This window comes from Candidatus Palauibacter irciniicola (assembly GCF_965208695.1).
Taxonomy (GTDB): domain Bacteria; phylum Gemmatimonadota; class Gemmatimonadetes; order Palauibacterales; family Palauibacteraceae; genus Palauibacter; species Palauibacter irciniicola.
Window position 1 is genome coordinate 570,631 of record NZ_OZ242352.1, and the last position, 17,578, is coordinate 588,208.

Sequence of the window (17,578 nt, forward strand, 5' to 3'; positions counted from 1 at the left end):
AAATCGTCCGGTTTCGGCGCGCGACCCGCAAGCCCCGGCCGGACCTGCCCCGGAGCCGTACATGACCGAAGCCGACGCTGTGGCCGATGCCACGACCGACACCGCCGCCGCCGCGGACGCGTTCGAGGCGGATCTCGCCCGGGACCTGCTTGCCGCCCGCGACCGGCGCGAAACGGTCCGGCCGCCGACGCAGCGCACCGGGGAGTTCGGTCTCGACCGGGCCTATCGCGTCGGGGCCGCGCTGGACCGCAGCCTTCAGGAACAGGGATACGGTCTGCTGGGCTGCAAGGTCGGGTTCACGAACCGGGAGATCTGGCCGCGATTCGGGCTCGACGAGCCGATCCTCGCCCCCATCTACGCGCGCACGCTGCGCCTGGCGAGACCGGAGGCAGAGGTCTCCCTGGCGAAGTTCCGCGCCCCGATGATTGAAGTGGAGGTCGTCTTCGGCATCGAGCCCGAAGGTGACGCTCCCAACGGTGACGCTCCCGGCGCCGGCCGGCCGAGCTGGGTCTCGCTCGGATTCGAGATCGTCGACTGTCACTATCCGGACTGGCATCTCACGCCGGCGGATTCGGTGGCCGACTTCGGGCTGCACGGCGCGCTCATCGTCGGCCGGCCGGTCAACCGGGAGGTGCCGGACTTCGACGAACGGGTGGCCCGCCTCGACCGGCTCGAGGTGCGGCTCCTGCGTAACGAGACACTCGTGGCGCGCGGCCGGGGAAGCGATGTCCTCGGGCATCCGCTCGAGGCGCTGGAGGTCGTGCCGCGGCTGTGGCCTCGCTTCTCCGATGCCGGGATCCCGGAACACGGCCTGGTCGTGAGCACGGGGACGATGACCCCGCTCGAGCCGCTTTCCCCCGGCGAGACGTGGCGGGTGGAGGCGAAGGGCATGGACCTCCCGGGCCTCACGATGGTGCTGACGGACTGACGGGCCGACGGACCGACCGATGGAACGGGCTTGCCCGGTCCGGCGCGACGGTGGAACATAGGCCTGCCGGCAGCGCCATGTGACCGGAGACCGCCGGCCCGCGCGAGCGCGAGGCCGCGACCGCACCGACCCTCTCACGGGGAGCAGGCATGCCAGACTCCGCCGCGAACGGCGGCAGCCCGACCGGCCGCTGGGCAAAGGTCATCGACCACACCCGCTGTATCGGCTGCCACGCCTGCACGACGGCCTGCAAGTCGGAGAACGAGGTCCCCCTCGGCGTCACGCGCACCTACGTGAAGTACGCCGACGTGGGGACCTTCCCGGCCGCGCGACGCGCCTTCCAGGTCACGCGCTGCAACCAGTGCGACGACGCGCCGTGCACGACCGCGTGCCCCACCCGGGCCATGTTCCGCCGCCCCGACGGGATCGTGGACTTCGACAAGTCGATCTGCATCGGCTGCAAGGCGTGCATCGCCGCCTGCCCCTATGACGCGATCTTCATCAACCCCGACGACCACTCCGCGGAGAAGTGCAACTTCTGCGCGCACCGCATCGACATGGGGCTGGAGCCGGCCTGCGTCACGGTGTGCCCGACGGAGGCGATCATCGTCGGCGACCTCGACGACCCGGAATCGAAGGTCTCGCAGTACGTCGGGCGCGACCCGGTGAGCGTCCGGCGGCCGGAGAAGGAGACCCATCCGAAGCTGTTCTACAAGGGGGCGCACCAGGCGACGCTCGATCCGCTGGCCGCGGTCCGTCCCGGGGGTGGACTGTACATGTGGAGCGAGCAGCCCGAGGGCCCGCACGAGGTCGGCTCGGGCCAGCCGCACGCAATGGGCACGGACGGGCGGCACGGCCCGAACTCCTCGGCCGCCGCAATCCTCTCCTACGACGTGTCGCACACCGCGCCGTGGGATTGGCGGGTGAGCCTGTACACGCTCACCAAGGGGGTCTCCGCCGGCGTGTACCTCGCCGCGCTCCTCCTCTGCCTGCTGGGCGGGCTCGCGTGGCAGGGCGGGACCTGGCTCACCCTCACGCCGCTCCTCGGTCTCGCCGCGCTCGCGCTCACCGGCGGGCTGCTGATCTGGGACCTGGAGCACCCGAAGCGCTTCCTCCTCATCTTCACGAGACCCCACATGAAGAGTTGGCTCGTGCGGGGGGCGTTCGTGATCGCGGGCTACGGCGCGGCGCTGACCGCGCACCTCGCGGCGGGGCTGGTCGGCGGCGCCGGCGCCGCGGAGTGGACGCGCTGGCTGGCGTGGGCGGGGGCGCCCCTGGCCGGCATGACCGCGGTCTACACGGCCTACCTGTTCGCGCAGGCCCGGGCGCGCGACCTCTGGCAGAATCCGCTCCTGCCGCCGCACTTCCTCGTACAGGCGGTGCTGGCGGGCGGCGCGGCCCTGATGCTCTTCCCGTCGCTCGGCGGCTCCGCCGCGCTGGGCCGGCTCGTGGGGCTCACGGCCGCCGCGCACCTGCTGCTCGTGCTCGCCGAACTCACGCTCACGCACGCGACGGCCCACGCCGCCCTCGCCGCCCGGAACATGGTGCGCGGCCGCTACGCCCCGTGGTTCTGGAGCGGCATCCTGCTCGTGACGCTCGCGGCCGCCCTCACGGTGAGCCCGCTCGCCGGCGCCTGGGTCGCCCCGCTCATCGGCATCGCCGCCCTCGCGGGACTCCTCGCGCACGAGCACGCGTACGTGCAGGCCGGCCAGTCCGTGCCGCTCGCATGAGCGATCCGGGCGGCCCGGGCCGCAACGGTTCCGGCGCGGGGGGCAACGGCTCCGGGCCGGACGCCGCCTCGCGGCGGCTCCACGAACTCAGCGAGCGCGTGAGCGCGGCGCGCTCCGAGACCGAGGGTCGCGGCGAAACCTTCTATCCCGGCCCCAGCCGCAACCAACTCGCCGCCTTTCCCCCGCGGGAACGCTGGGACGACTGGGTCGAACTCGACTCGAAGGCGTGGCCGAAGCGGCGCGAACGGCGCTACATGCTCGTCCCCACGACCTGCTTCAACTGCGAGTCCGCGTGCGGACTCCTGGCCTACGTCGACCGCGACACGCTGCAGGTGCAAAAGTTCGAGGGGAACCCCGAGCATCCCGGCTCCCGGGGCCGGAACTGCGCCAAGGGCCCGGCCACGCTGAACCAGATCGTCGACCCCGACCGCGTCCTGTACCCGCTCAAGCGCGCCGGCGAGCGCGGGGAGGGGAAGTGGGTGCGCGTCTCCTGGGAGGAGGCGCTCAACGACATCTCGGCGCGGATCCGCAAGGCGATCGACGAGGGGCGCCAGCGCGAGGTCATGTACCACGTGGGGCGCCCGGGCGAGGACGGGTTCACGGAGCGGCTGCTCGCCGCGTGGGGCGTCGACGGCCACAACTCGCACACGAACATCTGCTCCTCGAGCGCGCGCGCCGGCTACCAGTTCTGGCTCGGCATGGACCGCCCCAGCCCCGACCACGCCCGCGCGGACGTCATCCTCCTCGTGAGTTCGCACCTCGAGGCGGGGCACTACTTCAACCCCCACGCCCAGCGCATCCTGGACGGGGTCAAGAAGGGGGCGCGGCTCATCGTGTTCGATACGCGTCTCTCGAACACGGCGACGCACGCCGACCACTGGCTTCCCACCCAGCCCGGCTCCGAGGCCGCCGTCCTCCTCGCGATCGCGAACCACCTGATCACGACCGGGGCCTGGAACCGCGACTTCGTGCGGCGCTGGTTCAACTGGGAGGAGTACCTCGCCGCCGAGAAACCGGATCTCCCGCGCACCTTCGAGTCGTTCGAGGCCGCTCTCCGCGAGCTGTACGAGGCGTGCACCTTCGAGTGGGCGGCGGAGGAGTCCGGCGTGGATGCGGCGCAGATCCGCGAGGTCGCCGAACTCGTGGCCCGGGCCGGTTCGCGCCTCTCCACGCACAACTGGCGGAGCGCCGCTTCGGGCAACGAAGGCGGCTGGCAGGTGGCGCGGACGCTCTTCTTTCTCAACGCCCTCACGGGTTCCGTGGCGACCCCCGGCGGCACCTATCCGAGCACGTGGAACAAGTTCATCCCCAAGCCGATCCGCATGCCCCGGCACCCGGAGCACTGGAACGAACTCACCTGGCCCGACGAGTTTCCGCTGGCGATGTACGAGGTGTCCTTCCTCCTCCCGCACCTCCTCAGGGAGGGACGCGGCAAGCTCGACGTCTACTTCACGCGCGTGTACAACCCGGTGTGGACGAACCCGGACGGCTTCGCGTGGATCGAGGCCCTGACGGATGAGGAGAAGGTCGGCCTCCACGTCGCGCTCACGCCGACCTGGAACGAGTCCGCCTACTTCGCGGACTACGTCCTTCCCATGGGACACGGGCCCGAGCGGCACGACCTCCACTCCTACGAGACCCACGACGGCCAGTGGATCGGCTTCCGGCAGCCCGTGCTGCGCTCCGCCCGGGAGCGTCTCGGCGAGCGCGTGGCGGACACGCGCCACACGAACCCCGGCGAAGTCTGGGAGGAGAACGAGTTCTGGCTCGAGCTCTCCTGGCGCATCGACCCGGACGGCCGCCTCGGGATCCGCGAGTTCGTGGAGTCGAAGGAGAAGCCCGGGCAGCGCCTGACGGTGGACGAGTACTACGCCTGGATGTTCGAGCACTCCGTGCCCGGCCTGCCCGAGGCGGCGGCGGCGCAGGGGCTCTCGCCGCTGGACTACATGCGCCGCTACGGCGCCTTCGAGGTGGCGCGCGACATCGGCCCGCTGCACGAGCGGCCCGTCCCGCCCGAGGAACTCGACGACGCGCGGGAAGACGAGTTCGGCCGCGTCTACACGCGGGCCCCGGGCCCCGCCGCGGTGAACCTCGCGCCCATGGGCGCGCCCGACCCGGATCCGGAGGGGCGGCGCCCGGTGGGCGTTCGCGTGGACGACACGATCCGCCGCGGATTCCCGACCCCGAGCGGCAAGCTGGAGTTCTACTCGCCCACGCTCGTCCGCTGGGGCTGGCCCGAGTACGCCGTCCCCGCCTACATCCGGAGCCACGTGCATCCGGCCGCGATGGAGCCGGACCAGATGTGCCTCATCTCCACCTTCCGGCTCCCGGTGCAGATCCACACGCGTTCGGCCAACTCCAAGTGGCTGGATGAGATCGCCCACACGAACCCGCTCTGGCTCCACCCGTCCGACGCGGCGCGGAAGGGGGTGAGGACGGGCGATCTCGTGCGGGTCGAAACCGAGATCGGCTACTTCGTCCTCAAGGCGTGGGTGACGGAGGGGATCAAGCCGGGCGTCGTCGCGTGCAGCCACCACATGGGGCGCTGGAAGCTGGCGGACGCCGCGGGCTCGGGCCCGGATGCGGGCGAGCCGGGGACGGCCGGCCGCGGCGAGCGGGAGAACATGGCCGGCCAGCGGCAACTCATGGCCACGGTCTCCCTCACGGGGAAGGACGGCGACTGGAAGCTGTCACGCCGGCAGGGAGCCGCGCCGTACGAGACCGACGATCCGGACACGTCGCGGATCTGGTGGACGGATGTGGGCGTCCACCAGAACCTCACCTTCCCGGTGCACCCGGACCCGGTGTCCGGGATGCACTGCTGGCACCAGGCGGTGCGCGTGGTGAAGGCGTCGCGGCGCGACCGCCACGGGGATATTCACGTCGACACGGAGCGGTCGCACGAGGTGTACCGGAGCTGGCTCGCGAAGACGCGCGGGGCCGTCCGGCACTCTCCCGACGGGACGCGCCGGCCGCACTGGCTCATTCGCCCGCTCCGTCCCGTGCGCACGGCGTACGACCTCCCGGAACCGCACGGCTCGAAGCCGCCGGACGCGGGCGCGCACGCACCCGACGAGGCGCAACTTGACAGCAAATCGAGCCCCCCATCTACTTCGTAGCGTGAAAGCGAACAGTGCCGCACGCGCCGCTGGCGCGGGATCCTGAGCCGGCCATGGAGCTGTTTCGCGCCCTGGGCGCGCTTCTCGATGGCCCGTGCGGGGAGAATCGGCTCATCGGCCACCTCCTCGAACTGGGCCCGGTGCCGGACGAGCCCACCCACAACGACCTCTTCCTCTTCCAGCTCTATCCGTACGCCTCCGCCTTCCTGGGCACGGACGGCCGCATGGGCGGCGAGGCGCGCGACCGCGTCGCCGGCTTCTGGCGCGCGCTCGGCACGACGCCCCCGGAAGACCCGGACCACCTTCGGGCCCTGTTGGGCGGCTACGCCTGGCTCGTGGAAGCCCAGCAGCGGGGGAACGGAAAGTCCGCACAGGCCTGTCGCGACGCGCGGCACGCCTTCCTCTGGGAGCACCTGCTCTCGTGGGTCCTCCCCTTCCTCACGAAGCTGCGGCAGATCGCGCCCCCGTTCTACCGGGAGTGGGCCGACACGCTCGAGGCCCTCCTCTTCGGCGAGTCGGCCCGCCTGGGGCCGCCGACGCGACGTCCGCTCGCGCTCCGCGAGGCGAAACCGGTGCCCGACCCGCGCCGGACCGACGGGGACAGCTTCTTCAACGCCCTCCTGAGCCCGGTCCGCAGCGGACTCGTCCTCACGCGGGCGGACCTCGCGAGAGCCGCGCGCGACCTCGGTTTCGGTCTCCGCGTGGGCGAACGCGCCTACATCCTCCGGTCCATGATGTCGCAGGGGCCGCGCGCGACCCTGGACTGGCTCGCGTGCGAGGCGGGGGACTGGGCGCATCTTCACGACCGCGGCGGGACGACGGCGCCGGAGGTCGCGGATTTCTGGACGCACCGCGTGACCGCAACGGGTCGCCTCCTCAGCGATCTCAGCGCCGATATCGGCGCCGACCTCGACTCCGAACTCGGCGCCGACGTACAGAATGGCTGACGCCGGCGGGAGCCCGCCCCTTCATCCGGGGCGTTTCCGCGCCATCTTCCTTCTCCTCCTCGTCGTCGGGATCAGCCTCCTCTTCCTCCAGATGATCCGGACGTTCCTCACGGCGCTCTTCCTGGGGGCGATCCTCAGCGGCCTCATGTATCCGGCCTACCGCACCCTCTGCCGCTGGTTCGGCGGAAGGGAGGGGCTGGCCTCCTTCGCCGCGGTCGGACTGTTCGTGGTCCTCCTCATCGGACCGGTCACGGCGTTCCTCGGCATCGTCGCGAACCAGGCCGTGCAAGTCACGCAAACGGCGGGCCCCTGGATCGAGAACATGCAGGCCCAGCTGCGGCAGCCGGGCGGGCTCGACGAGCTGCTCGACCGGATTCCCTGGCTGGATTCGCTGCGGCCGTACCAGGAGCAACTCCTCCAGAGGCTGGGCGAGGTCGCGGGGTCCGTCGGCGGTTTCGTGGTCGACTGGCTCGCCGGCGTCACGACGGCCACCGTGCGGGTCGTCTTCCTCCTGCTGCTGATGCTGTACGCCATGTTCTTCTTCCTGAAGGACGGCCGCGGCGTGCTGCACAAGGTCCTCTACTACCTTCCGCTCTCCGACGAAGACGAGCGGCGCATGCTCGACCGCTTCGTCTCCGTGACGCGGGCGATGGTGAAGGGGACGTTTCTCATCGGCATCGTGCAGGGCGCGCTGGCCGGGCTCGCCTTCTGGGTGGTGGGGATTCCGTCCGCCGCCTTCTGGGGCACGGTCATGGCGGTCCTCTCGATCGTCCCGGGGATCGGGTCCGCGCTCGTGTGGCTGCCCGCCGCGATCTACCTCCTCGCCGCGGACCAGGTCGTCGGCGGCATCGGGCTGATCCTGTGGTGCGGCCTGGTGGTGGGGACGCTGGACAACCTCATGCGCCCGTGGCTCGTCGGACGCGACACCCGGATGCCGGACCTGATGATCCTGCTCGGCACCCTCGGCGGGCTCATCGCCTTCGGCATGGCCGGCGTGCTCATCGGCCCGATCGTCGCGGCGCTCTTCATCACCGTGTGGGAACTCTACGGCGAGTCCTTCCGGGAGGTGCTGCCGGCCACGGCGTTCGACGCGTCGGCGCCCGCGGAGGCCGCCGCCGCGGAGCCGGAGCCGGATGCCGACGCGGCGCCCGAGCCGGAAGCCGCGGCCGAAGCCTCCACGCCCGAGGAGTAGCCCGATCCGCCGAACGGCATGAGCGGGAGCCCGCTCGACCGGCTGCGCGAGAGCGGCGCGGCGCTCTCCCGCGTCACGGAACGCTGGGTGCCGGACGCGTGGGTGATCCTCATGTCTCTCACCGTGGTCGCGCTGCTCCTCGCGATCACGGGCGGCGGCGCCTCGATCCCGGAGGCGGGGCTGGCGTGGGGCGCCGGCGTGTGGACGCTGCTGGAACTGGCGATGCAGTTCTCGATCATCATGGTGGCGGCCCACGCGTGTGCCTCGTCCCCCCCGATGTACCGGATGCTCGACCGCCTCGCCGGCCTCCCGAACCCCGAACGCCCCGTGCAGGCGGTGGCCCTCGCCGCCGGATTCTCGATGGCGGCCGGCTATCTCAACTGGGCGTTCGGGCTCGTCGGGTCGGCGCTCTTCGTCCCGTTCATCCTCAAGCGCAACCCGCGGGCCGACGTGCGCCTCGTCATCGCCGCGGCGTACATGGGCATCGGGACCGTGTGGCAGAGCGGCCTCTCCAGTTCCGCCCCGCTCATCATGGCCACGCCCGGCAACCCCCTGCTCGAGCCCGGCGCGGGCGCGCCCGTCGTGGACCGGCTCTATCCGGTCACGGAGACCCTCTTTCATCCCTTCAACCTCGGGTACGCCGCCGTCATGCTGCTCGTCGGTCTCGTGGCCGCGATGGCGCTCCACCCGCACCGCGACGCCGTCACCCTCACCGAGGCGGAGGTCGACGAGATCCTCCCCGCGCCCCCGCCGCCTGCGCGCGCGGGCACGACGCCGGCCGAGCGCCTCGACCGCTTCCGCGGCTGGACGCTGCTCGCCGCCGTCCTGCTCGCGTATCCCCTCATCCACTCGATCGTCACCCGCGGTTTCGGCGCGAGCTGGACGATCAACGCGTACAACACCGTCTTCCTCTCCGTGGCGCTCCTCCTCCACGGCCGGCCGACGTCGTTTCTGAGGGCCTGCCGCCACGGAGTGGCCTCGGCGTGGGGGATCATCCTTCAGTTCCCCTTCTACGCCGGCATCTTCGGCGTCATCCAGAACACGAACCTGGGAAGCTGGCTCGGCGAGCAGTTCGCCGCGGTCGCCACGACCCGGCTCTACCCCCTCGTGGTCTACGTCTATTCAGGGATCATGAGCATGTTCATCCCGTCGGCGGGATCCAAGTGGATGATCGAGGCGCCGTACGTGATCCCCGCCGGCGAGGCCCTCGACGTCTCCGTCATGACCGTGCTCCTCGCCTACGCGTACGGAGACTCCGCCTTCAACCTCATCCACCCGTTCTGGGCGCTCCCCATCCTCGCCGTGACCCGCCGGCGCTTCGGGGAGATCCTCGGCTACGCCTTCCTCCTCTGGCTGGCGACGATCCTGCTCGGAGTCGTGACCATGCTCGTGATCCCGATCCGCTGGTGACGCTCATGAAGCCCGTAACGCCCGTGACGCTCGTGACCCCATGAAGACCCTGCTCATCCTCCGGCACGCGAAGTCCTCCTGGGACCATCCCGGCCTCCGCGACCACGACCGCCCGCTGAACCCCCGCGGCCTCCGCGACGCCCCGCGCATGGGACGCTTCCTCGCGGAACGGGATCTGGTGCCCGGCCGCATCGTGAGTTCGACCGCCGTCCGCGCCCGCACCACGGCGGAACTCGCGGCGGCGGAGTTCGGTGTGGATGTGGAGATCGAGACGACGTACGACCTCTACGGCGCCTCTCCCGACGGCTACGTCGAGGTCGCGGAGGCGATGGGGGGAACGGCGGAGCGCCTCATGCTCGTCGGGCACAACCCCGGCATCACCTCCCTCGTCTGGCACCTGACGGGCGAGGGCGAGTACATGCCGACCGCCGCGCTCGCCGCGGTTGAACTGGACATCGACGACTGGTCCGAACTCGGCGCGGCCCGCCGCGGCCGCCTGATCGGCTGCTGGCGCCCCAAGGCGCTCCCGCCCGGCTGACGCCCCGCCGGGTGGAGACGTTCCCGCGGGAACGTGTGACGGCCGTCAGCGTCCGTCCGGCGGGATCGTGATCGAGAGGGTGTAGACGAGGTCGTCGAGGGGGGAGTCGTCGCCGCCCCCGGAGTTCGCGGCGAGGTGGAGCACGATCGGCGCCTCCGTCGCGGGCGCGCGCCATTCGAACGTCCACTCCGCGACGCCGTCCGTCGGCGTGGAGCCGGCGCGGGTGTGCTGGACGTATTCGGTGCCGTTCTCCCCTCGCACGACGGTGACCCGGTCGTCGAGCGGCCGGATCTCGCCGGCCCCGGCGCCGCGCCGCTCCCCGTCCGCGAAGCGGAACGAACCCTGGAAGCCGGCGGCGAGCATGTCGAAGCTCTCGAACCGGATCGTCACCGGGTGGCGCTGGCCGGGACGGTAGCCGCCGTCGAGGCCGACCACCTGCAGCGCGGCCCCCGGTTGGTTGAGCGGCGCGCCGAAGTGACAGGTGGCGCACGTCGGCTCCCCGAAGCCCCCCGTGTGGCCAGGAGGCGGCCCCTCGATGTGCGGTGGCGCGTGCGCGACCCCGGCCATCGCGAGGAGGCCCGCGGCGCAGAGCGCGGCCGCGGGCCCCGGGAGGGACATCAGCGCGAGCGCGGCGACACCACCGCCCGGCCGACCGTGTTCACGTCCGCCCCGAACCAGATCGAGTCCGTGGCCGGATCGTAGTACATGTGCCGGATCGTGCCGCCCCCGCTCGGTACGTCGAGCGTGCCCACGAACTCCTCCGCGTCCGTGTCGAAGCCCACGAACCGGTTCGGCTGGATCCCCGTCTCGACGAGCCACACGACATCGTACTGGTCGATGGCCACCCCGTACGGCCGCGACTCCTCGCCCGCCGGCAGGTCGTATTCCCGCTGGAATCCGCCGCCCTCCTCGACGAGACCGATCTTCCCGCGGCTGTAGTCCACGTACCAGATCCGGTCCTTCGAGTCGATGACCAGGCGGCGCGGCCGCGCGCCCTCGGGCAGGTCGTAGCCGATGAGTTCGAACGAGGACGGCTCCACCATCCCGATCAGGTTCGTGTTGAAGTGCGCGATCCAGGGCCGGTTCTCCGAGTCCAGCTTGACCCCGTACGGGCGGCTCGAGCCCATGCCGCCGCGCGTCTCCACCTCGGGCGCCTCCACCAGCCGCACCTCCCTCGACTCCTTGTCGAGGAAGCCGACCAGGTTCCCGCCCTGCACGGAGAACCAGATGTCCCCGTTGTCGTCCCAGATCAGCGTGTGCGGATCCCGCGCGCGCTCGTCCGGCATCATGATCTTGTCGATCTCGCCGGTGGCCGGATCGATGATCCCGATGTGGTTCGCCCGGTTGCCGGCGTAGTAGACCAACCCGTCATCGTCGACGATCAGGTTGTGGGGCCCCGTGCCGTCGTCCATGTCGTAGCGCGTGAACTCGCCCGTGGCGGGGTCCAGCACGGCGGCGTAGTGCGCGGCCTGTCCCACGAACCAGACGCGGCCGTCCGGTCCGACGAACGGGTCGCGCGGACGGCTGTCGGGGTAGGGCACCGTCCATTCCTCGATGGTGAGCACGTCGGTCGACGCGGTGTGGTCCTGCGCCGCCACGCCGGCGGAGCCAATGAACGTCGTCGCCGCGAACCCCGCTGCCGCCAGCGTCGCGGCCCGAATTCGATGGATCATTGCCGTACCTCCTCGATCGCTGATCCTGCTGCATGCCTCGCCGCCCGCACCTTGGGCGTCAGATAGATATTGGCGGTCAGGCGGCCCAACAGAAACCCGGTGAAGGCGGCGGTCGCGCCGACCCAGCCCAGCCCCCAGCCGACCGCGACGAACACGATGGCCACGGCCGTGATCTCCGCGGCGGTCCCGACGATGATCGGACCCGTCGTCCGGTGCCGGATCAGCGTGCCCCGCTGCAGCGAGAGTATGACGCCGAGGAAGGGGACCGGAGTAAGCACCCGCGCCGCCGGAATCGCGAAGGAGGCGAGTTCGGGCGTGAGGCCGGACACATGGACGAACCAGAGTTGGGAGAGCGGGGTGAACGCGAGGAGCGCGAGGATGCCGGAGAGCGTCGCGCCGAGTCCGATCGCAAAGCGGCGGATCTCCTCGTAGCCCTCGTTCCGCCGGCCCAGAAGCGCGATGACCGCATCCTGGAAGCTGAGACCCACGGAGCGGAAGATGAACCCGAGCGAGTGCACGACCGGGAACACGGCGAGCGACTCGACCGGCGACGCGGCGCGGCCCATGAAGAAGGTCAGCATCGGCTGGATCGCGATCCCGATGAGCGACGTGAGCATCAGCGGCAGGTAGAAACGTCCGATTTCACCGAAGCGCAGTTCGCCGCCGCCGGTCCCCGCGCCCGAGGCCGGATCGGCGGTCGAGACGCCGACGCGGCCGATCTCGGCGATGTCGTGGGGGTCCGACGAGACCGTCACGGGGTCGACCGCGTCCGCCCCCCGGCCCGCCGGGACGAGCAGGGCGCGGATGGCGTCCCGGGCCATCCAGCGCGCCACCGCCGCCTCCATCACCACGCCGAACGAAAGCGCGGAGGCCCCGACGGCGGCGCCGGGGAGGTCCGTGGCGATGGCGAGCGTGAGCGCGGCGACCGACATCGAGACGAGCCGCACGACCGTCCCGCCCGCCACGAGCCGCGTGCGCCCGGACCGGATGAGTACGCCCTGCCAGAACCGCCGGTAGCCGATGGCCGCCGGCCAGGGCAGGAAGCACCACAGCGCCCCGTACGTCAGGCGCGCCAGATCCTCCGGCAGTCCGAGCACTCCCAGCATGAGCCCGCGGTGCACCGGCGGCACGAGCACGGCGAGGAGCATCAGCGTGGAGAAGGCGTTCAGCCCGTGCGCGAACGTCCGCAGCCGCCGGTAGGAGACGGCGTCCTCCACCAGAGCCGTCGAGGCGCTCAGCAGCATGATGACCGGCGCCTCCATCAGCACCGCCAGCGCGATCGCCACACCGTAGGCCGCCAGCCCCAGCGTGGGATCCGGCAGCCGCGCCACGACCGCCGCCAGGTAGGGCCCCTCGACCGCCATCATCAACCACGTGGCGGCCAGCGGAGCCCAGAAGGCGAAGATCCGGCGCGAGGAAAGGTCCGGGCCGGCGGTCAGCGGAAGAGACCTTCCAGGCGCTCCAGCGACCACGTCCACCCGAGGCGGTGCCCCTCCGCGGCCTCGGCAGCCGCGAAGCCCTCATGCGCGACGACGACCTCGGTCGACGCTCCGTCGGCCACGAACTCGACCGTGACGATCGTCTCGCCGACCGCGGATTCCGGCTCCTCCCAGTCCCACGTATACACGATCCGGTTCGGGGGATCGATCTCGCGGTACACTCCGAAAGCCGTATGGAGCGTCCCCGCTTCCGCCTCGATGAGAAGGCGGTACGATCCCCCGGCCACGAGGTCGACCTGCGAGTCGCGGATCGTCCCGCCCGGAGGGCAGGACCAGTGCCGGATCCGATCCGGTTCGGTCCAGGCGCGGAACACCGCCTCCGGCGGCGCGGGGATCGTTCTCGTGACGCGGCACGCCAGATCGGCGGGAGCGGTCATCCGGCTTCTCCTCGGAATTCAGGCGAAGTCTGGCGCCGTATCCGGCGTGGAATCTGGCGCGAGACGATGGGACGGGATCAGGTTGTCCCATTCGTACACGATCGACGACTCGTCGGGCAAGGAGTTCCCCGTTTCTGAAACGTTCGTGAACGCGGCACGGCCGATCATCGCGGCGCTCGTCTTCGGGCTCCTCGCGCCTGTCGCCGTGGCGGCCCAGGGATCCGTCTCGAGCAGAGACCGGTTCGCCCTGTTTGCGGCCTGCAGCCCCGTTCCGGTGGAGGTTTTCGTCACCAACACGGGCGGACCGGCCGACATCACGACGCCGGCCGTGGAGGGCATGGCGACGAGCCGGCTTCAGGCGGCCGGGATCGACGCCCCCGCCGGCCGGCCCGGCGCGTCCACCCTCCAGTTGTCCGTATTCGTCAGTGCCCAGAGGCTCTCCGCAACCGCCGTGGTGACGGTCTACGTCATCCGCCTGCGCCTCCTGAAGCTCCTTTACGACCGCCAGAGCGATCCCCGGATGGGCGAAGCCGGGCGCGGCTCCGCGGACTCCCCCGGCGCCGCGCCGGAGTGGTTGAACTGGGCCCCGACGTGGGAGACTCCGCAGCAGGGAATCGGCTTTTATCTCGGACGCGACGGGGGCCCCGTCACGAGTCTGGTCGCCAGCATGCTGGACGAATTCGTGCGCGAGTACGCGCGCGTCAACGCCGAGGCGTGCCCGTAGCCGTCCCTGCCGGCCGATTGCCGCCGGGCGTGGCCCGCACCTAGGTTGCTCGATTCCGCTGCGCGCTCGACCCGGGCTACGCGTGCACCCATTCCGAGAGGATCGCCGTTGCGCAAGCTCCGCGTAGGTATCGTGGACCTCGTGTCGAAGGGACCCACGAAGGCCCTGTACGCCAAGGTGATGCACGCGAATCTCGCGAGCATCATGCCGCAGGTTCTCGGCGCGTGGTGCGAGGAGGCCGGGCACGATGTGAGCCTCGTCTGCTACACCGGCTTCGAGGACCTCGTCGAGGAACTCCCGCAGGATATCGATCTGCTCTTCGTGAGCGCGTTTTCCCAGGGAGCCCAACTCGCCTACGCGATCAGCGAGATGTTCCGCCAGCGGGGCGCCGTCACCTGTATCGGCGGCCCGCACGCGCGCTGCTATCCCCAGGACGCGCAGAAGTACTTCGACTACGTGTTCGGATTCACGGACAAGGCGGTGCTCAACGGCGTCCTGGACGACTGCCAGCCGCAGCGGCCCCTCGGCCGCCACGTGACCGCCGAGACGCAGCCGGTGTCGCTGCCCGGCGTGCGCGCGCGCTGGAAGTTCATCGAGCCGACGCTCCAGAAGGCGCCGCTGTTCAAGATCGTTCCGATGCTCGGCAGCCTCGGGTGCCCGTACACATGCAGCTTCTGCATCGATTCCGTCATCCCCTACCAGCCGCTCGACTTCGACGAGATGCGGGACGATCTCCGCTTCCTCGCGAAGAAGATGAAGCGGCCGATCGTCGGCTGGCACGACCCCAACTTCGGCGTCCGGTTCGACGACGTGCTGGGGGCGATCGAAGAGGCCGTCCCTCCCGGCACGATCGAGTTCATCGCGGAGAGCAGCCTCTCCCTCCTGGGCGAGCCGCGGCTCAAGCGACTCGCGAACGCGGGGTTCCGGGCGATCCTCCCCGGCGTCGAGTCGTGGTACATGCTGGGGAACAAGTCGAAGTCCCGGAACCGTCACGGAATCGAGAAGGTCCGCCAGGTGTCGGACCATTCCAACCTCATCACGAGCTACATCCCCTATCTGCAGACCAACTTCGTGATGGGTCTCGATTGCGACGAAGGCCCGGAGCCCTTCGAGCTCACGAAGAGGTTCCTCGACGCCTCGCCCGCCGCCTTCCCCGGCTACTCCCTGCTGACGTCGTTCGGGGAAGCGGCGCCGCTCAACCTCGAATACCAGCAGGAAGGGCGGGTGCTCGGCTTCCCGTTCCACTTCCTCAACAACAATCACGCGATGAACCTGAAGCCGAAGAACTACGAGTGGATCGAGTTCTACGACCACGTCATCGACCTCACGCAGTACAGCTTCTCGAAGCGGGCGGTGTGGCGTCGGCTCAGGGCCAACCGCGGCGGCATCCCGAGGCTCCTGAACGCCGTGCGCGCCCTCTCGTCGGAGGGGAACGGGAGGATCGCGTACTACACGACCGTGCGCGACAAGCTCAAGACGGACCGGAAGTTCCGGGACTACTTCGAGGGAGAGACGCAGGAGCTGCCGCAGTTCTACATCGACCGGGTGAAGCACGATCTCGGGCCGCTGTGGGAGTTCCTTCCGGAGGGAGCGATCGAGCACGACCCCTACGCCTACATCAAGAGCACGGGCGGCGCGGCCCCGGTGCAGGCGAGGGCCGGCGCGATCGTCCACTAGTCGAGGGACGGCCCGGCGGTCGGGGAGGCCCGGTCCCGGGCAGGACCTTGGAAGCCGGCCACGTCACGATGTCCAGAGCCTTCGTCAACGAAGACGCGACGCACGAACCCGAGCCGCGCTACGCGCTCCCGCCGCGCGAGTCGCCGCGCTTCGACGCGGCCGCGGCACGGGCCCTCCTCGAAGGCGCCCACATCGGCAACACGCACAGCGCCGAGACCGCGACCGGCTACGCCTGGGGCGACCCCGTCCTGATCCCGCACATCGAGGACCTGATTCGGGAAGCGGAGGGACTCGGGGACGAGCGCATGGCCCGCCTGGGCCGACGCTATCTCCGGAAGGCAGGCCGCTGAGACCGCGACCGCGGGTGGAGGCGAACAGTTGGATCGGATCCCGAGGCTGATCGCCGGCATCACCGGAACCGCGGCCGCGCTCTTCTATCGCGTCGACCGGCACGGGCCGCCGCTCCCCGAGGGTCCGCTGATCGTGGCGGCCAACCACCCAAACAGCCTTGTCGACGCGCTGCTGATCTTCCGCTGCGGCGGGCGGATCACGCGGCCGCTGGGTCGCGCGCCGCTGTTCGACCGGCTCCTCCTGGGTCCAGTGCTGCGCGCGCTGGGCGGCATACCGGTCTACCGGAGGGAGGACGATCCCGAGGCGACGCACCGCAACGAGCGGATGTTCCGGTCCGCGGTCGACGCGCTCCGCGGCGGCGGCGCCATCCAGATCTATCCCGAGGGCAGGAGCCACTCCGAGCCGCACCTGGTGGAGTTCCGCACGGGCACCGCCCGGATCGCGCTGCAGGCGGAGGAGGCCGCCGACTGGGCGCTCGGGCTCTCCATCGTTCCCGTGGGGATCACCTACGCGGCCAAGGAGTTGGCCAGAACCGAGGTCGCCGTGCGCTTCGGCAGGGCGTTCGGGTGCGCGGACCTGAAGCGGGCGTTCCGGGAGGATCCCGTCGCCGCGGGGCGCAGGCTCACCGAGCGGATCGAGCAGGGGATCCGCCGCCAGACGCTGAACTTCGGCCGCCCCCGCGACCGGATTCTCGTGGAGGTGGCGGAGCAGCTCTACGTGCGCGAATTGCGGTGGGTTCCGTGGCGGGCCCGGGAACGGCTGGGTACGCGCTTCCCCCGCCTGCAGCGCTTTGCGCGCGGACTGGAGTGGATCCGCGGGGCGCACCCGGAGGCACACCGCCGCCTTGTGGAGAAGGTGGCGCGGTATGCCCAGCTGAGCGACGAACTCCGTGCCGGAGAAGGGGACGTGCCTCCCCGCTACAGCTTCCTGCCGGTCGCGAAATACGTCCTCGCGCGCGGAACGCTCCTGGCACTGGGCCTTCCCTTCGCGGCGGTCGGATCCCTGCTCTGGGCACCCGTCGTCCGGCTGCCCGGCTTCGTCGTGAGGCGTGTGAAACCCGAACTCGAGGTCACCGCGACGATCAAGCTGGCGACAATCCTGGCCGGCGCGTTTACGGCCTGGATCCTGGGGTTGGTGCTTGGCTATCTCGCGGGGGGATTGCCGGTGGCCGCGGTGGCGGCCGTGCTGCCCCCCGCGTGCGGTTTCGTGGCGATGCTGTGGATGGAACTCGCCCGCGAGGTACGCGAGGACACCGCCGTCTTCCTGCGCCTGCGCGGCCGCCCCGACCTCCGCGAACACTTCGCCGAACTACGCTCCGAACTCGCCGAGACCTTCCGGCACCTCGAGGAGCAGTGGATCGAGGAACGTCAGGAGCGCCCGCGGAAGGGATCATAGGCGGTTACCCGTTCGCTA

Annotated in this window: 15 protein-coding genes; 11 read left to right on the top strand and 4 right to left on the bottom strand. The window is 70.7% G+C overall.

Annotated features, from left to right (window positions below):
- The first annotated feature begins 61 nt into the window (after positions 1–61).
- From ACOGI9_RS02330 to ACOGI9_RS02360, 7 genes are all read left to right on the top strand, one after another.
- Entirely contained in the window at positions 62–928 is an 867-nt protein-coding gene (locus ACOGI9_RS02330; RefSeq protein ID WP_419858295.1) for a 2-keto-4-pentenoate hydratase, read from the top strand.
- 149 nt (positions 929–1,077) lie between these two features.
- Positions 1,078–2,658 carry a 4Fe-4S dicluster domain-containing protein gene (locus tag ACOGI9_RS02335; protein ID WP_419858296.1) on the top strand — a complete coding sequence of 527 codons (1,581 nt, stop codon included), beginning with the start codon at positions 1,078–1,080 and terminating at the stop codon, positions 2,656–2,658.
- A complete protein-coding gene (locus ACOGI9_RS02340; protein ID WP_419858297.1) occupies positions 2,655–5,777 on the top strand; it encodes a molybdopterin-dependent oxidoreductase in 3,123 nt (1,040 codons plus the stop codon). Before ACOGI9_RS02335 ends, ACOGI9_RS02340 begins: the two co-directional genes overlap by 4 nt.
- 53 nt (positions 5,778–5,830) lie before the next feature.
- On the top strand, positions 5,831–6,724 hold the full coding sequence (locus ACOGI9_RS02345) for a TorD/DmsD family molecular chaperone (protein ID WP_419858298.1): 894 nt from the start codon (positions 5,831–5,833) through the stop codon (positions 6,722–6,724).
- A complete protein-coding gene (locus ACOGI9_RS02350; protein ID WP_419858299.1) occupies positions 6,717–7,916 on the top strand; it encodes an AI-2E family transporter in 1,200 nt (399 codons plus the stop codon). Before ACOGI9_RS02345 ends, ACOGI9_RS02350 begins: the two co-directional genes overlap by 8 nt.
- Before the next feature lie 18 nt (positions 7,917–7,934).
- Positions 7,935–9,326: a TIGR00366 family protein gene (locus tag ACOGI9_RS02355; protein WP_419858300.1), complete on the top strand. Its 1,392-nt coding sequence runs from the start codon at positions 7,935–7,937 to the stop codon at positions 9,324–9,326.
- A 40-nt stretch (positions 9,327–9,366) separates the two neighbouring features.
- Positions 9,367–9,864 (top strand): SixA phosphatase family protein, encoded by a 498-nt coding sequence (locus tag ACOGI9_RS02360; RefSeq protein ID WP_419858301.1) that lies wholly within the window; start codon positions 9,367–9,369, stop codon positions 9,862–9,864.
- Positions 9,865–9,909: 45 nt separating this feature from the next.
- Here ACOGI9_RS02360 and ACOGI9_RS02365 read toward each other — a convergent pair whose 3' ends face one another.
- The 4 genes from ACOGI9_RS02365 to ACOGI9_RS02380 are packed head-to-tail and all read right to left on the bottom strand — an operon-like array spanning position 9,910 to position 13,413.
- Complete coding sequence (locus ACOGI9_RS02365; RefSeq protein WP_419858302.1) at positions 9,910–10,482, bottom strand: choice-of-anchor V domain-containing protein; 573 nt, start codon at positions 10,480–10,482, stop codon at positions 9,910–9,912.
- The gene (locus tag ACOGI9_RS02370; RefSeq protein ID WP_419858303.1) at positions 10,482–11,537 is read right to left on the bottom strand and encodes a virginiamycin B lyase family protein; all 1,056 of its coding nucleotides are present in this window, start codon (positions 11,535–11,537) and stop codon (positions 10,482–10,484) included. Before ACOGI9_RS02370 ends, ACOGI9_RS02365 begins: the two co-directional genes overlap by 1 nt.
- A complete protein-coding gene (locus ACOGI9_RS02375) occupies positions 11,534–13,015 on the bottom strand; it encodes a hypothetical protein (RefSeq protein WP_419858304.1) in 1,482 nt (493 codons plus the stop codon). Before ACOGI9_RS02375 ends, ACOGI9_RS02370 begins: the two co-directional genes overlap by 4 nt.
- On the bottom strand, positions 12,973–13,413 hold the full coding sequence (locus tag ACOGI9_RS02380; protein WP_419858305.1) for an SRPBCC family protein: 441 nt from the start codon (positions 13,411–13,413) through the stop codon (positions 12,973–12,975). The genes ACOGI9_RS02375 and ACOGI9_RS02380 overlap by 43 nt, the downstream gene beginning before the upstream one ends.
- Positions 13,414–13,558: 145 nt before the next feature.
- Between ACOGI9_RS02380 and ACOGI9_RS02385 the strand changes: the two genes are divergently transcribed.
- The 4 genes from ACOGI9_RS02385 to ACOGI9_RS02400 all read left to right on the top strand — a co-directional run bounded on the left by ACOGI9_RS02385 (position 13,559) and on the right by ACOGI9_RS02400 (position 17,560).
- Positions 13,559–14,137 (top strand): hypothetical protein, encoded by a 579-nt coding sequence (locus tag ACOGI9_RS02385; protein WP_419858306.1) that lies wholly within the window; start codon positions 13,559–13,561, stop codon positions 14,135–14,137.
- A 108-nt stretch (positions 14,138–14,245) separates the two neighbouring features.
- Positions 14,246–15,814, top strand: coding sequence for a B12-binding domain-containing radical SAM protein (locus ACOGI9_RS02390; protein ID WP_419858307.1), 1,569 nt, complete (start codon positions 14,246–14,248; stop codon positions 15,812–15,814).
- A 68-nt stretch (positions 15,815–15,882) separates the two neighbouring features.
- Entirely contained in the window at positions 15,883–16,164 is a 282-nt protein-coding gene (locus tag ACOGI9_RS02395; protein WP_419858308.1) for a hypothetical protein, read from the top strand.
- Between the two features lie 28 nt (positions 16,165–16,192).
- Entirely contained in the window at positions 16,193–17,560 is a 1,368-nt protein-coding gene (locus ACOGI9_RS02400; RefSeq protein WP_419858309.1) for a 1-acyl-sn-glycerol-3-phosphate acyltransferase, read from the top strand.
- Positions 17,561–17,578 lie beyond the last annotated feature (18 nt).